Genomic DNA, 20,727 nt, shown 5'->3' with positions numbered 1-20,727 from the left:
TTAAAAGCGTAATCTTAGCTATCGAGAGTGTGAAATGTTTTTGTTTTTAGAATGGGTGTCTAGTTTATTTTTATTTTCAGCACGCAATTAAACTTATGTCGTTAAATTGCTTAGTTTTTTGAGCTTTAGCATAGGTAAGTGTCGCGAAAAGGTGTTATTGTTAGTTTTGTTTTTAGAATGGGTGTCTAGTTTATTTTATCAGTTTATTTTATCGCATGACTGAACTAGCTTTGGTAGGTACTTGCCTGTTGACTTAGTCCAGTTTGGGTTGACCAGTACACTTCTATCAAAACCTACAGAAGGATGTGAATTAATTGGCAAGGAATAATAACCAGATCGCGTTGGCTGATGTTTTAAGGGAGTATGAAGACAACGGCACTACCTTTACCGCTGAGATGGTAGCCCAACGCACCACGTATAGTAAAAACTCCATCAACAAGTACATTAATGAGAAGTTGCTTGATAAGTACGTTTATCATGCTGGTTCGCGTACCAAATACCGTATTGAAGGGATAAGCGCCTTATCAAATGACGCATTCCTTGCGGTAATGAGTCAGTCAGCAAAGGTTAAGCAGAAAACACCTGAAGAGCAGTTTCACAACAAACTGGTTAGTCGGAGCCTCGATGCTTTCACTTTGGCGCTGGAGGTATATAACCGACCTAGTATGAAAAATCGCGTTGAAGCCTTTGCAATCATGATGGTCAATGCTTGGGAGCTGCTACTTAAAGCAGAGGTCCTCAAGGCTGAAGGGTATGAAAGAATCTTTTACGATGGGGATAAAAGTATATCCATTTCAGATGCGGTTAAACGGAGGCTGCAAGAAAAAGATCCCGTCAGAATAAATTTAGAGACGATTATTGATTTACGTGACCACGCCATCCATTTGCTGATACCAGAGTTACAGCCACAATTATCCCGACTTTTTCAAGCAACCGTTCTGAACTATCAAACACGTTATAGGAACGAAATGGGGAATGCACCTCTTGCTGGACAAAGTGTGGGTATGCTGAGTTTGGTAGTAGATGGCCCCGCTCCAGAAGTAGCATTAATTCAAAAGTTGTATGGTAAATATGCTGCTCAATCAGTAGCTAAATTCATTCAACGTTTTGACGAAACATCGAAAAAAATTGATTCTACAGAGTTCTCAATTCCTATTGATTACAGGCTTGCTCTCGTTAAGCGGGAAGATGAAAGTGATCTGTCGCTTAGTGTTGGAGATGTCGGTGAAGGAGCTGTTATCATCACGAAGACTAAGGACCCAGATGCTACTCACCCCTACCATATGAACGAGGCTCTTGATGAAATAAACAAACGGCAAGCAACCATTTCAATTAAGAGTGGCGCTTTTCAGGCCGTGCTGAATAAACACAAAATTAATAATCAGACAAAGTCCGATATGCGTTGGGTTATTGATGGAAGACCTCGTTATTCTGAAAAATTCATCAGATGGTTTGTATACAACTTAAAGCAACCCAAATGGCTGGAATCCGCTAAGGAATTTAGGCGCAGCCAACTTAGGAACAAGCGCTGATATGTCAGATATAAAGTTTGATAGTGAGCCTCCCAACGTGAGCGATGTACTGCACGCCCATCACAGGGCAAATGCCCTGAACGATACATTCCAGTCACTCGAAACTATCTACCAACTATTGTCACTAGCGAATCTTCCGGTCGAACCTCCTCTTGGGAATATTTCACGTTACAACTGGGTTCGTTCGATTCTAGATATTGTTTTTAGAATGGATGTCTAGTTTATTCTTTAGCCGTGAATGAATCGTTCTGTACCCATGAGTTATCTCATCGCTGCCCCGCCCTGTGTTAGCAACGGGGTAAAAGCTTTCGCCTACGGCGACGTCATTAAGCTTCAACGAGAAAAGCTTAGCTAAGCAAAAAGAAAGCTCGCCCTGCATCTTCTTAAACCCTGCGTTGCTTATTCTCAAGGGCGTTGAAGTAAACACTACGCTCAAACAAACTTCAACTTTGCTCCCTTGTTCATTTGCGCTACTCGGCGAAGGTGATGGGATTTAAAAGCGTAATCTTGGCTATCGAGAGTGTGAAAAATTTTTGTTTTTAGCATGGGTGTCTAGTTTATTTAGCCGAGCATATGTGAAAGCTGTTGCTGCTCAGCTTGGTTTTAGATCGTCTATTCCCGATGTTGATGATGATAGTGTCGACCTAATACTCCAAGGAAGAGGACTCTCTTCTGGTATAAGAAACCCTCAAATTGAAGTGCAATTAAAATGCACATCTAAAAACACGGGAAATAACGAACACTTAAAATTTGTACTTCCTATCAAAAACTATAATGACCTTAGAGGGGACGGGGTGCTTTGCCCTCGTTACCAAAGGTTTTTATTTTTAGAATGGGTGTCTAGTTTATTTCTATCTCATAGCTGCCCCGCTCTGTGTTAGCAACGGGGTAAAAGCTTTCACCTACGGCGACGTCATTAAGCTTCAACGAGCAAAGCTTAGCTAAGCAAAAAGAAAGCTCGCCCTGCATCTTCTTAAACCCTGCATTGCTTATTCTCAAGGGCGTTGAAGTAAACACTACGCTCAAACAAACTTCAACTTTGCTCTCTTGTTCATTTGCGCTACTCGGCGAAGATGATGGGATTTAAAAGCGTAATCTTGGCTATCGAGAGTGTGAAAGGTTTTTGTTTTTAGAATGGGTGTCTAGTTTATTGTCTAGTTTATTGTTGGCGCAACATAATCAAAGGGCTTATTTCAGAGTGGGTCTTTCCCTGTCAAAAAACACTTGATCATTAATTAATCCCATGGGATTATTGGATTCAAATTGAATCCAATAGTAATAAGAGGTTTTAAATGAAGAAGGTTAAGTTATCCCTTTTTGACATTCTAGCTAGATTGGGAGGAAGTGCTCCTATTATTGTGGAGCCCCCGCCTAGTGACCCTAACGAGAAACGAGTGACCCAATCAGTTAGGTTTCCACCAGACGTGCGGCATTGGATTACAACTCAAGCTGATCACTTAGGAGTGAGCGTACAAGATTTCATTTCACTCACGATGAAGGGCGTAATGGTAACGACAAATTCGCCACAAACAGATGATTTTGACACGATGGTTATGCGTTTCTTTCAACTATTTAAAGCTCATGGTGTGGCCACGGCAGATATCCCGCATTTCTTGCCTGAAGGTTCAATTTCTCGTTCAGGTCTAAGAGATAATAACAAGATTATTGATCTGCTTGATGATCCTGTAGTTGAGCATATTTGCTCAATTTTTGGTGTACAAGAAAGCTGGTTAAAGGGTAAGTCAGATTACCCTTATCGCTCTAGGAGGTTCTATAAAAACCTAACAGCAATACTTGTTGAAATCACAAGGCATAAGCTAAAAACAGGACGGAAAGTAGATGTGCTATTCCTTACCGAGTCTGGTGTAAAACTAGATGAGTTGGCACAAATGGCAAAGGAGAGCGATGGACGTGATAGTGATAGCTATGTGCACGTTATCCTTAAACTTGAGAAAAGAGTAAATGGCCAAGACATCATAACTTATCAACTCTGGGACAGTTTGCCGTGGGATTACTGGCGCTCTCGCCAACATGCAAAAGCACTAATATATTTTTGTGATAAAACTCAGAACTTTACGTCAGCCTACAGTATTGAGAAAGATAAACTCAGCGACTTTGTCTCTGGTCAGAAGCTACTTACAAATATCAGCAGTCACGGACAACATTGGTTGCTAGATGAACTGGTGTGGGATGATGATCGAAACCCAGAGAGGTGGGAACTTGCAGAAATTAAGAAGTATTTCAGTGAGCAGGGAGGAGACCCTTACATGTTCGCAGTTCGTTATACCCACAAAATAAAGAACCGTGATGAGTTCATTTCAGGGAAGGAACCCCTAGTACTCGATGAAAGCCGCTAGATGGAAAGGGTTGTGCGCTTTATACGTCAATCTCGATTGCTCCCGTTTCTGCCCCAGTTGATACTAGCTTCGATAGGGCCAACTAACGCCTTTTCCTCTATTTAATTGTCGCGATCATCTGGCCTCTTCGGAGTGCATCAATTCGCCAGCAAGCTGGCTAGGACATAAAAAACACGTTTTGCCCCATACTAAGCTAGAAAAAGAACATACGAATGGATTGTCAGCGTGCTCTAACCCTAGCCTTTAGGATGGTACTTTAGGTTCAATTGACTATATTTGCGTGGTATTTGAGATGCTCAATGAACATCGGAATTTTTTTAGCCAAGTGCTTTCTAGAAGAATAAAAAGCATACAGCACTAAATTATCAGGCTGATACTCCATCTCTACCACCTCCAAAGTGCCCGAACATATCTCAGCCTGGCAAAATTCGATAGGTAGTATCGCAAAACCTAAACCAGATATTGCCCCTGTTTTGGCAAGGTGCCCGCTGTTCACTTTAAAGGAAGACTGTACCTTTTGAGTGATAAGCTCACCTTTAGCGTTTTTGAATATCCACGGAGTTCCATTTATCGCGGTAAAGCTACTGATACACGGAACATGTTTCAAATCGGTAATCTGAAAAGGCCTAGGAAAGCTTTGTAAGATTTTGGGGGATGCCACTACAGCACTTGGCCAGCATTTAATCTCCTTCGCTACCCAATTATTGTCTTCTAGCTTCCCACGATGAAAACTTAGAACGATGTCGAATCCATCAAGCAAATCTTCTTTCGGACTGATGCTGGTATCACAACATAATGAAACCGAGGGGTGCTGGGTACAAAAAGAAACCAATGCTTGGGCTAAAGCAGGCGAATCAGGCATTAAGACTTTAAGCTGACCCATAACCTGATGAGAGTGCTGAGTCACTTCCTCAAGAGCATCATTAAGCTTGTCCAGCAATGGCTGTGTGCGTAAATAAAGATGTTCTCCCGCATCTGTTGGAGCGATTCTGCGGGTCGTTCGGTCAAATAGTCGTGTATCCAGTCGATCTTCCAGCAAAGCGATATGGCGACTAACATTTGATGTCGGCAAACCTAGAAATTCTGCAGCCCGTTTAAAGCTATTGTTCTCATAGACACAGTGAAAGCTTTTTAACCACTGCTGTTCAATCTTGTCTAGCATCTCATTTGTCCCATAAAGTGGGATTATTAAACCAATAATTGCCACTTTATTACCAAATACAGGCTAATACAATACCCTTCACTAAAGGTATCTGAATAAGGTTTCCCATGAGTTGGCTAGAAAAGCTACTAGAGAAGAAGAACATCATTCGTACACGTAAAGCGTCGATTCCTGAGGGAGTATGGACTAAATGCCCTTCTTGTGATCAGATCTTATACCGTATAGCTCTTGAAAAGAATCTGGCGGTGTGTCCAAAATGTGAACACCACATGCGGATGGCTGCACGCCAACGAATAGAAAGTTTTCTGGATAAAGGGGAACGAACTGAAATTGGCAGTGAACATGAACCGAAAGATTTGCTAAATTTTAAGGATCTGAAGCGATATAAGGAACGCCTTGCTCTAGCTCAAAAAAGCACCGGAGAAAAAGATGCGCTCGTGGTGATGAAAGGAAAACTAATGGGGATACCTGTTGTGACCTGCGCATTCGAGTTCTCATTTATGGCAGGGTCGATGGGGTCAGTTGTAGGGGCTCGTTTCGTTCAGGCAGTTGACGCTGCCATTGATGCAAATTGTGGGTTCGTATGCTTTTCTGCTTGTGGCGGTGCTCGAATGCAAGAGTCGCTAATGGCTCTGATGCAAATGGCCAAAACCAGCGCTGCCTTGAATCAATTATCAATGGCTAAACTCCCCTACATATCGGTACTAACAGATCAAACTTTTGGTGGTGTCTCAGCTAGCTTAGCTATGTTGGGTGACATTAACATTGGCGAGCCTAAAGCAAGGATCGGATTCGCGGGGCGTCGTGTTATCGAGCAAACCGTTCGAGAAAAATTACCCGAGAGTTTTCAGCAGAGTGAGTTCCTCTTAGAGCATGGTGCTCTAGATATGATTGTGGATAGACGTGAGATGCGCAAACGAGTTGGTGGACTCATCGCTAAAATGACAAATACAACGATTCAGCAGGATGTATAGCTTGTCAATGCGGTAACAAAACAGATTGAGTTCACTGAATTAAAACCTCTCAAATCCTCGTGTCCCCCATCAGTGTCCAAATTATTATGCCACTCCCTGGTAAACTGGCGTCAAATACCCAAGTACTAAAAAACATGAATACAGAACTCAAAACCACCCACAAAAAGCGAGGGCTGAACTCGCTTCCAGCCCCCATGCTAAGCGCGTCACCGTCAACGATTCCATACTAACGCTAATTCCAAACACCGTTGCATAAGTGGCCGCTCAAACTCGTTTTGGCCAATCGTGAGTATTAGAACAATAGCCCCCTCACTGATCTGTTTTTAGCATTTACAATGCTAAAAACACTGTTATCTTCCGGCACCTATAGCGAAGCATTCGCATTAAAAGCTAACAAGATTTTAGTGACCTCGTCGATCCGTCGCACAAAACTCTGTTTACTGGCGCGTTCATGAACCGTGTGGTCACCATCACCATACGGCCCAAAACCATCCAGAGTCGCCACCCCGGCTGACGACACGATGTTAGCATCACTCACCCCACCTCGCTTCTCGGTTTTTAATGGATAATCTAAAATTTCGGCTATCGTTGACAGTAATTCAGCTTGCTCAGCGGATGCCTGCATCACATCGCGTTGGATCCCCCCTTCCAGCGAAGCGATTACACCGGCAACCTTTGGCTCGGCGACAATGCGTTCAAGTCCGGCAAGTAAACGGTCTCGTTCCTTGATTTGGGTATAGCGCAGCTCAACAACAATTGAAGCTTTCGGTGAAATCGTATTGGCACCTATCCCTCCCGAAATTTTTCCCACATTTACGGTGCTACCAGCAGCTAGATCCGTTAAATCGGTCAAGGCAATCAGCATCTGTGCCGCCGCCAAATTAGCATTGCAACCATCGGCGTAATGATTCCCCGCATGAGCAGCCTTGCCTTCAAAGTGAATGGTAAACGTGCCGACACCTTTACGCTCAGTCACCACTTCATGCTCGGCCCCAGCAGCTTCAAATACCAAGCAAATGTCATAATTTTTAGCCAATTCCGCACTCAGGTATTTGCTGTCATCACTGCCGCTTTCTTCATCACTAACCAACAACATATCGATATTAGCCAGTCCGCCGTGAGCCAAGCGCACAGCCTTAAGCGATTCTAAAGCAACAATATTACCGCCTTTCATATCACATACGCCGGGCCCATACACCCAGTCGGAGTCTTCACGAAACCCTTCAAAGCTATTGGGAGGAAATACGGTATCAAGGTGGCCTAATAGCAATACCCGTGGTAATGCCGAGTTATATCGACTGGTAAATAGCAAATGATCCCCAATATGCTCTCGCCGAAAAACTTCGGTGATATAGCCGAGTTGCTCCATCCAAGCGCGAAACACTGCACCATTTTGGTCAACCCCCGCTTTATTTTTTGTATAAGAGTTTAAATCGATAATACTTTTCAATTGGGCAAAGTTCAGCATCTCGCTTAGTTCCTCATTATTTTTAAAGCCTTAAAAATCGCTATATTCCCTTAAGGAGCGGCCCTTATAGGTCGCTAACGCTCGCAAACCTTAAGCGCCCCTAAACCCCCATATCATTCGAAGCCATTTGTCTACTGCAAAAAGTGAACCATTGAAATGGTAACGACATCTAATGGCATTAATATTGCTGATTTAGACCATAGGTTTAATGGAAATAAACCTTGAACGTGATGAATTCTGGTCTTAAGGGGCTTTTATGGGTAAGAATCTAGTAGATAAAAATGGCCCTACCATAGGGATGTGGATGTATCAAAACAGCGGTGGGGACACCATCCAGAACAACATTATCAAGCAATTAGCACAACGTGGGATTAACGTAATTACCGGCTTAGATTTAGCACAAGCCTCAGCGCAAAATGGCGAGATTATCTGTAATGGTATTGCCATGGAGCAACTCGATTTATTCTTCTCTTATAATGCAGGCCAACAAACACCTTTCCAAATGTATTTATATCAAGCGATCAATAAATTGGTGCCAACTATCAATAATTTTGAAGCCTTTTCTCTGTCCGAAGATAAATTTTTAACCGCTTACGCGCTCAATCAAGCCGGCATACGCAGTGCCGATTATCGCTTATTTAATCGTGAAGATTTTTCAGGGCTACGCGACACGGTTCGTGAATGGAATGGCCGAGTTGTATACAAACCAACCGATGGCTGGGGCGGAACAGGGATCGTGAAGATCGAAGACGAGCGTTCTTTAGATGTGCTGGTACCGTTTTTAAATCGACTCGATGTCCCGCACTTTTACTTAGAAAAATACATCAATTACGATAAAACTGATTATCGTGTCGACGTTGTCAACGGTAAGTACATCGGTTGTTACGGCCGTAAAGCGCCCACCGATAGCTGGAAGACCAACATCACCAGTGGTGGCAGCGTGATTACCCGCCATCCCTCAGATGAAGTGATTGAACTCGCCATACAGGCAGCTAAGGTTACCGGCTTAGAGATTGCTGGCGTCGACCTACTTTATGACTTAGATACCGAAGAATATGTAGTGTTGGAAGTCAACGGCATTCCTGCCTTTGCCACACCGGAACAAGAAAAACTGGGGATCGATTTTAACTCGAGAAAAATTGATGCCATTGTTGAATTAGTAGAGCGCACTATATTTACCAACACCCAACCTCTCCCCTTAGTTGACCGAATAGAAGACAGCATATATGAGCAACAGCAGACTGCCTAAACTAGGCCTACTTTATCTAGACCACGTCTTAAGATTTTTCGACAAATCTAATTTTAAAGGCTGGCCAAATACAATTGAAACCGTGGTTTACCATTGGGGACACGATAAAAATCGCTTTATCGAAGAAGTGAAGCAAAAAAAAATCGAAGTACTCATTGGTAATATTCCCGCAACGGCCTACGAAACTTTTCGACAAATTGCACGCGAATTGCCAGAGGTTCGATTTATTCCCTCACTAGATACTCAATTCAGCAATAAATCGAAAGAAAATGTCACTCATTTTTGTGAAAAATACCAAATCCCCATTCCGCCCACCGATATTTTTTATGAATATGCCGAAGCCGAAGCATTCTTAAAGACCACTACTTACCCCAAGATCATCAAAAAATCTTACGGGCCATCAAACTACGGTGGTTACTTTGTCCATAAAGTAGACAACTTTCAAGAAGCCAAAGCCTTACTCGCCGAAAAAAAATACTATCCGGTTTACCTGCAAAACTTTGTCCCCATGAGCGCCGATATACGGGTGATGCTGATTGGCCATAAACCGGTATGCGCTTTTTGGCGCCGTCCTCCCGAAGGCGATTGGCTAACCAATACCAGCCAAGGCGGCAGCATGGATTATCAGGATGTCCCCAAAGAGGTGTTAGATTTGGCAGTTCAAGTCTCCAAAGCCGCCAAGGCCGAGTATTGGGCCTGTGACATCGCTGTTGGTATCGATGGTAAATTGCGCATTCTAGAATGCGCCACCGCCTTTGCCGCCTTCCCCTATATTCGAGACTGGATAGGCCAATACCTGATGTGGAACTTATCCGACGGGCAATTTAAATTGCCTAATATTCCACTATACAACTGGGAAGAGCTAGGCAAAATGAGCGCTTCGATCCTGCGAACGATGCGGTATATCACCTTTGGCCGAAAGTACTTTCCCAGCTGTGACAGTGGTGAAACCTTTACCGCACTTAGCGAGGATAATTACCCCATTGTTTCAACAAATCCGATCCCCGGTGCAGAAGAGTGGCCAAGTGAAGTTTGGAATCGTCAGGATAACTACCCGCGAAATCAATCATCCACAAGTCCCCGGCAAGCGACCATGCAAAGTGCTGGTACGCAAAGCCAAGGCGATATTCCCTCTTCAGAAGAAGCAGACGAATCAAGCCCGCAACAACAACCAGACTAAATGATTGACGAACCATCCCCCTTATTCTGTAAACTAAGGGGGAACGGAGCTTGCTTCGTATGATGATTGAACACCACAACAGTAACTAAAGTACACTCTCAAGGAAGAAATGCAGGCTTTGCAAAAAACCTGGCAGTAGGCCAAATATGAAAAAACAATATACTTCTTATAAAGATACGATGGCTTTTCTTGAACAAGCAATGGCTGACTACCCAGACTTAATCCACGTGCAAAGCATTGGGAATACTTGGGAAAATCGCCCTATTGTTCTAGCCACTCTCTCCTTAGGTTTAGCCAATGCCAACACCAAGCCTGCACTGTTATATACGGGAACCATTCATGCCCGAGAATGGATTGGTATCGAACTGGCCAATAGCTTCATCAAATACATTATCGACAATCATCAGTTTAACCCAAAGCTTCAGCAAGCCTTGAGTCGCAATACCCTATATATTGTGCCCTGCCTTAACCCCGATGGTTTTGAATTTTCTCGCACTCATTTTTCTTTTTGGCGAAAAAACCGCAGAGATAACGGCGATGGTAGCTTTGGCGTCGATCTAAACCGCAATTTTGGCACTCGTTTCAAACACCGTAACGATACCAATGCCACCACCTATGGTGGTCCTGAAGCCTTTTCTGAACCAGAAACTCGAGCGATTAGAGACTTTGTCGACAACCATCACAATATTACGATCGCGCTAGATTACCACTCGCAAGGCAACGTATTTTTCCCTGCGCATAAATTTAATCATGAAGCCGAAGTCGATACCACTGACTTAAATACCCTATGCGCCAACATGGCACATGAAATCCAAAAAGTCTCGGGTACCCAATATGGGATACATCGTGGCAAGCCCCCCACCAATTTAATTAATGGTAGCGGCCGAGAGTACTATTACGACAAAGGCATCATTGCCACCGTTGTTGAGGTAGGCACTCGTAATATTCCCGATTACATGGAAAACATGACCCAAAGCGTGAACGAAAACATTCCCGCGCTGGTACTCGCACTTAACTCAGCAATCAGTTACTCGTCCCTCGCGCCGCAGCGAGTGAGCAACTTCACGATTAACGCACTTGCCGCCAATGAAGCCACTTTAGAGTGGGAATATTCCGGTGACGAGGATGTTTATTTCGAAATTTATCGCAACCAGCAACATAAAAGTCCCTGTACAGATGACAACTTAGTGGGCATCACCAAATCCACCAGCTTTACCGATGTTCAACTGCAAAGCGGCAGCTACTATTACTACAAAATTAGGGCGGTTCATGCAAAACAGCAGATCTGCGGCCCCTATGCGCCAGAAGTGAAATTAAAAACCGACCTCGCGCAACATCAATTTAGCCGAACCTTATTTCCGCTGCGCAACGATATTGGCTATCTAGGGCAATACACTCAAGAAAAAAATCGAGAACATTTTGGGAACAACTCGTTATTTATTGGAGTGAATAAATCTCGAGGCGTTTGCTACGGCGTCATTGAATTTAAACTAGATAGAGTCCCCGACGATGCTCAAATTGAAGCCGCATCATTCTCGCTTTACCCTCTCAACCGTGTTGGTGCAAAAATAGAAAACTACGGAGAATGGGGGATTTCAATACTCGATCCCGCGAGTATTTCCGATATTCGCGACTTTGAAGCCATCAAAAACGCCAAAGTACTACACACCGGTCAAGCCATCGAATCAGATAAGTTAACCCAAGGGGTCTGGAGTCATTGGTCGTTTAACGGTGCAGAGCGCAAATTACTTGAACAGTTTATCGAACAAGGCAGTCTGGTGATCCGTATCGACGGCCCCACGACGCTTCCCCGAGGGCACGAATCGCAGATGATGCAGTTTGATATTGGCTTTGGTCGCTTTGGTTCAGGCATTCACTATCGACCCAGTATTGAACTCACCTATACACGTCGACCACAGCGTGTAGAACTCTACCCTACAATGGTCAATAGTATCTATCGACAAGGAATTGAAAATGGCAAATTAGCTTCGGGTTATGACCCTGAAGGTGAAAAAGTTTATGGGCAACTGGCCTTCGCTATGCAGGCGATGCCCGACCCGCAACGAACCGTGATTACCGATGCCTATCTCGTCATTCAAAACACCAACTTCTTGGGCCCCAAAAAAGATATTCGATTCACGGTCGAATTGGCCGAAGTGGACAACTTGAGCTACCAATCAGTTAAAGAACGTCAACGAATTCAATATATTGGATACGAAGTCAGTCATACTGAGCTACGCGATAAAAAGCCACACTTCTTCAATTTTGATAGCTTTAGTCGTGGAGAACTGGAGCGTTTATATAGTGAACATAGCCCCATTTGTTTTGTGATCCGCTCCACCTCTGCCAGCAAAAAAGGCCAAGATGATCTGATAAATTGGCTTAATGATCCGAGTAATCAGCAACAACCAAAATTAATCATCGAGTATATCGAACGTCCGAAGACCCGTTTAGCTGCCCCGACAAACTTCACGGTCACGCTTGAAAAAAACTTAGCGAAACTCACCTGGAAAAACCCTGACAATGACGATTTTGTGGGTGCCTTTGTGGTGCGGAATCGCTTTCATCCTCCCAAATCACCTCAAGATGGCGTAAAAATTTATGGCGGTAAGGATGAATACACTTTTGATGATTTTGGTAATCCCAATATTCCTAAGTACTACTCGATATTTTCTTACGATGGTGTCCCCTTATATTCCGCTCCCGCTTGTATTTATTTCAGTGCAAATCAGGCCGTCCCGGTAGTCGAACTTGACCCTGAAGACTGGGAGCCTCAACAAGATGAGTATTTTCAAAGTTTAGATAATCCTTAAACGGCTAGTGCCGAACCAGCGAAACACCACTGTTTTCGCTGGCTTGGCGCTAATATTTAGCTTAAACAGTTCCTAGAGTTAACTTCAGAATGGTAATCCGGCATTAACTGGTATTGAAAATGATCCATTATTATTTCTCAAGGCATGGGCTAATAATGCGGTACGCCTGTTACTGTCTTGTTTCCAAGTGATTTTGCCATAACCATGACCATTCCAGTTGCCATAGGTAAACGCAGCGGTCGCGTTAGCTGGAATATCAAAACTAATCGTCGCATCAGCCGGTGAAGTACTGATATTTATCGCAACCCCGTTTAAATTCGTAAATGCCGAAGGGCTGCTAATTAAACTGCCATTAAGATCGTACATTTCAAGTTCAACACTAACGGTTTCGTCAGTAATATTTGAAATAGTCACCCCCATCTCACTGGCCTTTGAAGTTGCTGACAAGTTTTAAGGAATGTATGCCGACCCCATGCTCTCAGCAAAGCTTGCGGAGGATAAGAAAGCCAGTAACATGACAAAAATCGTCGATATTTTCATTTAATAATCCTTAATTAAGTTATAAAAATTTTTCCAAAGCTATAGAAAGGTCTAAGCGTGCCTGTCAGCTCACCTCATAACGAAACGCATCCACGAGCAAACGATCAGTCAGTGAAATGAAAAGGGATGTAATACTTACGACAAAAAAATAATACGCTATGAATCTCTTAGAACCTATTTTTAAGCATTTGTTTAATAAAACATTATATCGAGATTGTCAGCTTTGAGTATTTTTGATTCGAATTCAAAACGGTATATTGAATCGCGGTACAAAGGAGAATGGCATGAAGTAATTTAGCATTTATGCTCATTTGATTTGAGAACCATCACAAGCCAACCATAAAAAATCCCGTTAAATAGCAACCTTCAACGGGATTAAGAAATTGCGACAATAATCTATAATTTAAATCGGCTCACTTCTTGTTGTAGCGATTCGGCTAAATTTGCCAGTTCCTGGGCTTGTGTCATCGAGGTTTGCGCCTCTTGAGATAAGTTTTCCGACACTTCACGAATCGATTCGGTATTTCGATTGATTTCACTGGTCACAGAAGTTTGTTCTTCTGCTGCCGTCGCGATCTGCGTCGCCATATCTGAGATATCGTTGATCGCCTTACTAATTTGAGACAAACTTTCGCTAGCAGAATTTGCATCGGTAACGCTAGTTTCGGCCATATCATGACTCTGGGTCATCGAGGTGACTGCTTTACCAGCCGTCTGTTGTAAGGTCTCGATCATCGCCTGAATTTCTTGGGTCGATGAATGGGTACGTTGCGACAATACTCGGACCTCATCTGCCACAACAGCAAATCCACGACCTTGTTCGCCAGCTCGAGCTGCTTCAATGGCGGCATTTAGAGCCAGCAAGTTGGTTTGCTCAGCAATACCACTAATCGTTAACAAGATACTATTAATTTTCTGTGAGTGCTCGTTCAACTCACCAATAATCTGTCCGGCGGTCGCCACTTCGTCCGCCAAACTGCGAATCGACTGCTGGCTCTGCATCACTTGAGTTTGACCATGACTAGAGAGAGTCACCGCTTCTTGTGCGGTATTCGCCGTAAGCTCTGCATGGCTAGCAATTTCTTCGGTTGCGCTGGCCATCTCAGTCACTGCGGTGGCAACCATGGTCACTTCATCTTGTTGAACCGCGATTCGCTGACTATTATCGGTGGCTGATGCACTGGTTGTTGTGGCTTGTCCTCCCAATTGACCCGCAATTTCATGCATCCGAGAGATCATACCGTGAACCCGTTCAACAAAACGGTTAAAACCGCCAGCCAACTGGCCGATTTCATCGTAACTATTCGTTGTTTGAATGCGTACTGTTAAGTCCCCTTCACCTTCGGCAATATCATTCAGCGCCTGAGCGACTCGCTCGAGACCTCTAAATTGAAATTTGAAAATCGCGACTAAAACCAACCCAAATAGAATCAATAAAATAAAGCCCATCGCCGACATCCACCATGCGAGGCTAGCAGCCTGTGACATAATTTGCTGTTTGCCCATGATGAATATTAAAGACCAATCACTTTCTGGTACCGCTTCTACATATACCAGCTTAGCGGTATCATCCAAAATGCGATTTTCTATGAGATTGGTATTGGCGCGCGCTTTAACCCAGTTTTGATTCATCTCACCATCAATCGTGCTTAGTTGTTGATTATTCAATTCACTATCTGGGTGACTAATAATCAAACCAGCGCTATCGACCAAAATAGAGTAACCTTCTCCAGGGACCTTTAGTTGTCGAACTGCGTCCGTTAATTGATCAAGTGTTAAATTAGCCGCAGCAACCCCGTAAAATCGGCCAGCCACCATCACCGGCTCGGCAATCGTCACCACTTGCTTCTGCAAGGTCACACTCACATAAGGCGCCGTCATAATCATGCTGCCAGCAGCCTTTGCACTCTTATACCAGGGTCTGACTCTAGGATCGTAATTTGGCTTATTCAAGCGAGGATCTTGACGATACATATTGCCTTGCTCATCACCAAAATAGGTTAAAGCAAAACCGATACTATTATGCGCTTGCAATAAATAAGGAACAGGATCGAGATCTGGTTGCGCCTCAATGGTTGATTTGAGGCCCGTAATGGCTTTTTTGCGATCATAAATCCAATGGCCTATTCCTTGAGTAAAGGTAGTCGCCAGATGTTCAATTTCGAGCTGAGTATTGGTGAGAGCATTGCTACGAATGAAGTAACTGGAAATACTCACCAATACCGCCACAGTGATCAATACTGCAAACAGACTACTTAGCAGTAGGCGAGTCTTAAGTGTTGTTCGCATCATCACTTCCTTATTAAAAATATTAAGCTTTTTCAGTATAGTAACAATAATAAAATTGGCGTATTTGAAACGATAAAAATGAGCCTTTAAGCAAACAAAACTAACATTAGAGACTCGTTTTAAGATCTAAAACCCCTCAAACCATGAACCCGCACTAGAAGATCATGGCTGCTCTTAATGACATGAAGATGAAACTGAATTGAACAAATCAGATGCTGGGTGGCGAAAAACAGATACCAGAAAAATACCGTGAACAAAGAACGCATAAATAAATACGCAGCCTTGAAATAGCGCTATCACAACTTAAATTACAGGTTTTTATACCAATCTAACTGCTTATCGGTTAATTTTTGCGGGCTTAAATCACCGCTAACTGGGTTATGGAACTGATTGCTATTAGTGACCATCGCTAATAATTTTAGGTTTAACTCGCGCCTGTCCATTGGCATTAAAAAATGGGTTTGGTTTCCCCCTGCGCATTAGTTTCCACAGTAACATTTTACTGATGATCCGAAAAATGATCCGAGCTCGAGACTTATTACCCCATAAGGACTCAGGTAAATGACTGGTTGCCTGTTGCTGGTAAGCTGAACCATATAACGGGCCTATAATCTCTTGAATATCTTGATCTGGTGCAATAAAGCTATGGATAAGTCCAACAAAGGGGACATTCAAACCAACAGTATTAGCCACGGGCGTGTCACAACAACTGGTATACCAGCGATATAAGCCTTTTTTATGTAAACGAAGACAAGCCAAATGCTCTTGGCCCTGTATAATTTGAACTGCAGCGGGATAGATCTGAAATAAAGCGGTTCCCCCAAACTCATTGAGGGTGGCCGTTTCAGCTTGCAACTGAGCGGCAAAAGCTTGGCAATCTTTACAATAACAGCATAAATGAGTGCCTTGATTGGGCTTAAGCTGTTGTACAAGCCCCCTCACTTGACCACATTTACATTTTAGTTCTAATTGTGCCATCTTCGCTTCCTTAGTATATGGACCATCTGCGGCAATCACTATCCTTGCGAGCCTAAAGATAGCATAAAGCTACGTTTCGGGTTTTGTTTTGAAGGGTAACAGTTGTTGGCATTGGCGGCCATATTCAACCATTTGTTGGCGTTCTTGGGCACAAAAGTCGGCGATAACCTGCGCAAAGTCAGCTTGTTTAATATAATGCGCCGAGTAAGTTGTGACCGGTTCGAAGCCCCGTAACAGTTTATGCTCGCCTTGGGTACCGGGGTTAAAACGTTTTAAACCTCGCTCTATTGCAAACTCGATCCCTTGATAAAAGCACAGTTCGAAATGTAAGCAGGGGTATTCTTCAAGGCAACCCCAGTATCGTCCATACAAGTTATCAGCATCAAAAAAGAATAGTGCCGAAGCAACAATTTGCTGATTATTTTCTGCAGTCACGAGCAACATAGAATCGCCCAGTTGTTCGAGCAACTGCTGAAAGAAGCTAAAAGAAAGGTAGCCTTGTTGTCCACGTTTTAAATAAGTACTTTGATAACATTGATAAAAGGCTTCGAGTGCTGTTTGACTAATTTGTTGACCGACTAAACGATTTATATGCTCAACACTACCTTGTGCAGTGCGCCGCTCCTTATTGGTGTTTTTCCGTTTTCGCGACGTAAAAGTCTGTAAAAAATCATCGAAATGATGATACTGGTGATTGAACCACTCAAACTGCACTCCATGACGAATCATTAAGCCAAGCGCTGCCAATTGCTCAGCTAAATCAACATCAATAAAGTTACAGTGCCACGAACTGAGTTGTTGCTCTTGACAAATACTTATCACCACTTGCACCCAATCTTTAACTGCGGCCTCAGACAATCGCTGACCCAGATGCTTTTCGCTAGTGATTGGCGTAAAGGGAATTGCCGAGACCAACTTTGGGTAATACTGCAAGCCATAACGATGGTAAGCATCGGCCCAGCTCCAATCAAATACATACTCCCCATAACTGTGTTGTTTGATATAACTTGGAATAAGTATTTGAGCGTCACACAATTCTATATGACGCGGCAACCAACCGCTGTTATCGCCAACACAACGCTGTTGTTCCAGTGCTTGTAGAAATATAGGTGAATTAAATAACGAACAGCCAGCTTGATAAGCTGTCGGGAATTGTTGATGCACTAAGTAATCCGGAGACATTTGACTAAACGCTAAAACCTTATCTTTCATTTACTTGCCCAGTTTTTCTTCAATCAACTCACACAAGCTAATTTATCGTTCTCGGTTTATTGATACCACTGCTGTGCAGCAAAAGCTAGTCAAGCAAATATCAGCATAACAAGATGGATAGCAAGATCCTGCGGGTAAGTTTACTTTGAAGGAGAGGTTTGCCCCTATTTACATTGGAAGGTATGGACTCAAGCTTGAGCAAGCCTATGCGCAAGCTGATATTTTCGCTGCACGATGACTCATCGCAGCATCAATATCCAAATCTAGCCTATGAAATCAGAATAACCTAAATATTAGTGTCTAAAATCCGCCCCAAAACCCCAAAAAATTACTTTACCTTAACTCGCATCTTTCCCCATTTACCGCTACCATCGAAAAATAATGAGTCAATTTATGTCTACTCCGTAGCCAAAATGCTTTTAAGTTGAACAAAAATCAAACACCAAAAATAAGTGAACCTTTCAGCTCACACGATTAACCATCAGGGAAGATATGGCTAAATTAACGATTACCTCGCTTATGTTGGTTATCATTTTTAACGTAACAATAGCAAAAGCGAATAATGCGGATCCCCCCCCCAGATTGGTCGCTTATAGAGATACTTACATTCTATTTGCCAAATACAATCCGGATCCGCCCGCCTTAGCAGATTACTCAACCCGTCTGGCCAGCGAACTCTCAACAGATGAACAGGTGATTGACAAATTGGAGTCCGAGTTTCAGATCAGCGGCAAATTAATTCTTAAGAGTACACTATTCAACAATCGAGATTACCTGAGTATTGCCTATACGCAACAAAGCTTCTGGCAAGTCTATAACAAGCCGGTATCTGCGCCCTTCCGTGATACCAACTACGAACCAGAACTCATCTACACTTGGTTACCAAATGACAAAAGCATCGTCAAGAATCGCTGGCAACTGAAAGCTGTTAGTCTAGGATTTAGTCATCAAGCCAACGGCTCTCAAGACGAATTTTCTCGCTCTTGGGAACGTGTCTATGCACAATTTGATGCCGCATATAACAATTTTCAACTCAGTTTCAAACCTTGGCTACCAGTTGGCCCAGAAACGAATCAAGGCGAAGAGTTTACTGATTATTATGGTTACGGTGAATTATCAATGGCCTATCTATTTGGAGAGCCGACCTGCCCAAATAAAGTCAGAGTCATGGGGCGAAACAACCTAAAATCAAATAACAAAGGCGCATTTGACTTACGTTTATCCTACTGCGTCTCTCAGTCTTTTTCCCTATATGCTAAATACTTTAATGGTTATGGTGAATCTTTACTCGACTACAATTTCCACAATCAATCCTTTGGATTAGGGCTCAGTCTAAACCGTATCCCAGCCAGTGATGACCTCATCCAAAATCACGAAATATGGCAATATGCAGGAATGAGTCTTTTCCGCGATAACTACATTCTTCCTGTCAAATACAATCCCTCGCCCAGTATTCCCGATTTAAAAGGTGGGCTCAGCGGCGAACAGCCCGAGAACATGGAAGTTGAGTTTCAAATTAGCTTTGGGATCATGCTGCCCTTCAAGCTGTTCACCGACAACGACAATATAAACATTGCTTATAGTCAGCAAACGTTCTGGCAGCCCTACAAACGCTCTGGCGATTCAATCAGAGAAACCAACTATGAGCCAGAGATATTCTATCAATGGAATCAACCAGACAACGATTTAAGTCAAACCGCATGGTCGCCAAGCTGGGTAAGGCTAGGTTTGGTGCACGAATCAAACGGACAGGCACAGCTACGTTCACGCTCTTGGAACCGGATCTACACTGAGTTTAATTTCGATTTAGGAGAACCATTAGATATTGGCAAACTCAATCTGGCAATCAAACCTTGGTATCGATTTAAAGAAGAGGCTGAGGATGATGATAACCCGAATATGGAAGACTATTACGGTTATGGCGAGCTAAGCGTAGATTTAGAATTTAGTAAGTATCATCGTTTAAACCTACTCGCCCGTAACAATCTAAAACGAGATAACAAAGGTGCCATCGATGTGCGCTGGTCTTATCCAATCAGCTCTGAACTGTCGATATACCTAAAGTATTTTAACGGTTATGGAGAATCACTGATTGATTACAATAAACACAACCAAAGTTTGGGTTTAGGTTTTGCCATTAACCACTAAGCAAAGCAATAAAATGGCCGAGTTTATATTCATAAACTCGGCCTTAACACTAAGCTACACCGCTTGCCAGCTGTGCCTTACTAATGTTCAGCAAATCGATATTCGCCTGACGTGCCTTTTCGGCATTACCCGCCATAATCGCATCGTAAACCGCTTTATGCTCTTCGATACAAGTTTTATCCCCTTCTTGAGAGGCATGATCAATAAAACCAACAAACATCGTACGCAATACATTTGCAAAAGGAATATAAAAACTATTTCCGGTTGATAAAAAGACCAAGCGATGGAATTCCATATCTACATCGGTCCATTTTGTCTCCGAGTCTACTCCACTCGCAACATTCGACATTTGCTGAAATACCGCAGATAACTGCATCCGCTGTTCTGCACTTGCATTACGCGCGGCTAAAGCCGCTGCTTCAGGCTCAATAGCACAACGTAGTGTCAAAAATTCATGATAAGCGCTCTCGGTATTACTCAAACCCATCATCCAGTCGAGTAACTGTGCGTCGAGGAAGTTCCAATGTTCCCGATCACGAACACGCGTGCCTATCTTCGGCCTAGATTCCAATAAACCTTTAGAATTGAGCAATTTAATCGCTTCACGCAAAGCCGTTCGGCTAACGCCAAATTGTTCGCAAAGGGCTATTTCTCCAGGAATAATACTTCCTTGAGCCAAAGCGCCGGATAAGATCCCTCTCGCGATTTCTCTAGCTACTTGTAAATGCAGACTTCGTGATGCCCCTTCTATTTGATTGAATTCGTTAGACATGTAACAACCTTTATAAAAATTAATAGTAATAAAGCGACCTGAACTATCACTCA

15 protein-coding genes are annotated in these 20,727 nt (G+C 43.2%); 8 read left to right on the top strand and 7 right to left on the bottom strand.

The genetic code is table 11. The features are described 5' to 3' along the window. The first annotated feature begins 314 nt into the window (after positions 1-314). The 3 genes from ACRRSW_RS10035 to ACRRSW_RS10025 all read left to right on the top strand — a co-directional run bounded on the left by ACRRSW_RS10035 (position 315) and on the right by ACRRSW_RS10025 (position 3,889). On the top strand, positions 315-1,532 hold the full coding sequence (locus ACRRSW_RS10035) for a DUF3644 domain-containing protein (protein WP_432459257.1): 1,218 nt from the start codon (positions 315-317) through the stop codon (positions 1,530-1,532). Positions 1,533-2,080: 548 nt separating this feature from the next. Then, the gene (locus ACRRSW_RS10030) at positions 2,081-2,413 is read left to right on the top strand and encodes a DUF4365 domain-containing protein (protein ID WP_432461110.1); all 333 of its coding nucleotides are present in this window, start codon (positions 2,081-2,083) and stop codon (positions 2,411-2,413) included. Between the two features lie 411 nt (positions 2,414-2,824). Next, a complete protein-coding gene (locus ACRRSW_RS10025) occupies positions 2,825-3,889 on the top strand; it encodes a hypothetical protein (RefSeq protein WP_432459256.1) in 1,065 nt (354 codons plus the stop codon). Between the two features lie 262 nt (positions 3,890-4,151). Here ACRRSW_RS10025 and ACRRSW_RS10020 read toward each other — a convergent pair whose 3' ends face one another. Then, positions 4,152-5,096, bottom strand: coding sequence for a LysR family transcriptional regulator (locus ACRRSW_RS10020; protein ID WP_432459255.1), 945 nt, complete (start codon positions 5,094-5,096; stop codon positions 4,152-4,154). Positions 5,097-5,158: 62 nt separating this feature from the next. On the opposite strand from ACRRSW_RS10020, the gene accD reads away from it, so the two are divergent. After that, positions 5,159-6,025 (top strand): acetyl-CoA carboxylase, carboxyltransferase subunit beta, encoded by an 867-nt coding sequence (gene accD / locus ACRRSW_RS10015; RefSeq protein ID WP_432453367.1) that lies wholly within the window; start codon positions 5,159-5,161, stop codon positions 6,023-6,025. Positions 6,026-6,389: 364 nt separating this feature from the next. On the opposite strand, the gene ACRRSW_RS10010 is transcribed toward accD, so the two are convergent. Next, a complete protein-coding gene (locus ACRRSW_RS10010; RefSeq protein WP_432459254.1) occupies positions 6,390-7,493 on the bottom strand; it encodes a M20 family metallopeptidase in 1,104 nt (367 codons plus the stop codon). 256 nt (positions 7,494-7,749) lie between these two features. On the opposite strand from ACRRSW_RS10010, the gene ACRRSW_RS10005 reads away from it, so the two are divergent. The 3 genes from ACRRSW_RS10005 (at position 7,750) to ACRRSW_RS09995 (ending at position 12,735) form a co-directional block, all read left to right on the top strand. Then, on the top strand, positions 7,750-8,742 hold the full coding sequence (locus ACRRSW_RS10005) for an ATP-grasp domain-containing protein (protein ID WP_432453369.1): 993 nt from the start codon (positions 7,750-7,752) through the stop codon (positions 8,740-8,742). After that, positions 8,720-9,922 (top strand): ATP-grasp domain-containing protein, encoded by a 1,203-nt coding sequence (locus ACRRSW_RS10000; protein WP_432459253.1) that lies wholly within the window; start codon positions 8,720-8,722, stop codon positions 9,920-9,922. Before ACRRSW_RS10005 ends, ACRRSW_RS10000 begins: the two co-directional genes overlap by 23 nt. Before the next feature lie 146 nt (positions 9,923-10,068). After that, positions 10,069-12,735, top strand: a complete 2,667-nt coding sequence (locus ACRRSW_RS09995; RefSeq protein ID WP_432459252.1) for a M14 family zinc carboxypeptidase — start codon at positions 10,069-10,071, stop codon at positions 12,733-12,735. A gap of 84 nt (positions 12,736-12,819) precedes the next feature. On the opposite strand, the gene ACRRSW_RS09990 is transcribed toward ACRRSW_RS09995, so the two are convergent. The 4 genes from ACRRSW_RS09990 to ACRRSW_RS09975 all read right to left on the bottom strand — a co-directional run bounded on the left by ACRRSW_RS09990 (position 12,820) and on the right by ACRRSW_RS09975 (position 17,754). After that, complete coding sequence (locus tag ACRRSW_RS09990) at positions 12,820-13,149, bottom strand: hypothetical protein (RefSeq protein WP_432459251.1); 330 nt, start codon at positions 13,147-13,149, stop codon at positions 12,820-12,822. Between the two features lie 522 nt (positions 13,150-13,671). Next, positions 13,672-15,564 carry a methyl-accepting chemotaxis protein gene (locus tag ACRRSW_RS09985; RefSeq protein ID WP_432461109.1) on the bottom strand — a complete coding sequence of 631 codons (1,893 nt, stop codon included), beginning with the start codon at positions 15,562-15,564 and terminating at the stop codon, positions 13,672-13,674. Between the two features lie 396 nt (positions 15,565-15,960). Continuing rightward, positions 15,961-16,542 (bottom strand): DUF6151 family protein, encoded by a 582-nt coding sequence (locus tag ACRRSW_RS09980; RefSeq protein ID WP_432453373.1) that lies wholly within the window; start codon positions 16,540-16,542, stop codon positions 15,961-15,963. Positions 16,543-16,611: 69 nt separating this feature from the next. Beyond that, positions 16,612-17,754 (bottom strand): GNAT family N-acetyltransferase, encoded by a 1,143-nt coding sequence (locus ACRRSW_RS09975; protein ID WP_432459250.1) that lies wholly within the window; start codon positions 17,752-17,754, stop codon positions 16,612-16,614. Between the two features lie 492 nt (positions 17,755-18,246). Here ACRRSW_RS09975 and ACRRSW_RS09970 point away from each other — a divergent pair, with 492 nt between their 5' ends. After that, a complete protein-coding gene (locus tag ACRRSW_RS09970; RefSeq protein WP_432459249.1) occupies positions 18,247-19,902 on the top strand; it encodes a phospholipase A in 1,656 nt (551 codons plus the stop codon). Between the two features lie 49 nt (positions 19,903-19,951). On the opposite strand, the gene ACRRSW_RS09965 is transcribed toward ACRRSW_RS09970, so the two are convergent. Next, entirely contained in the window at positions 19,952-20,674 is a 723-nt protein-coding gene (locus ACRRSW_RS09965; protein ID WP_432453376.1) for a FadR/GntR family transcriptional regulator, read from the bottom strand. Positions 20,675-20,727 lie beyond the last annotated feature (53 nt).

The sequence above is a fragment of the Agarivorans sp. QJM3NY_25 genome, assembly GCF_050870875.2.
Lineage (GTDB): Bacteria > Pseudomonadota > Gammaproteobacteria > Enterobacterales > Celerinatantimonadaceae > Agarivorans.
This window is presented reverse-complemented; position numbering and strand designations above follow the sequence as displayed.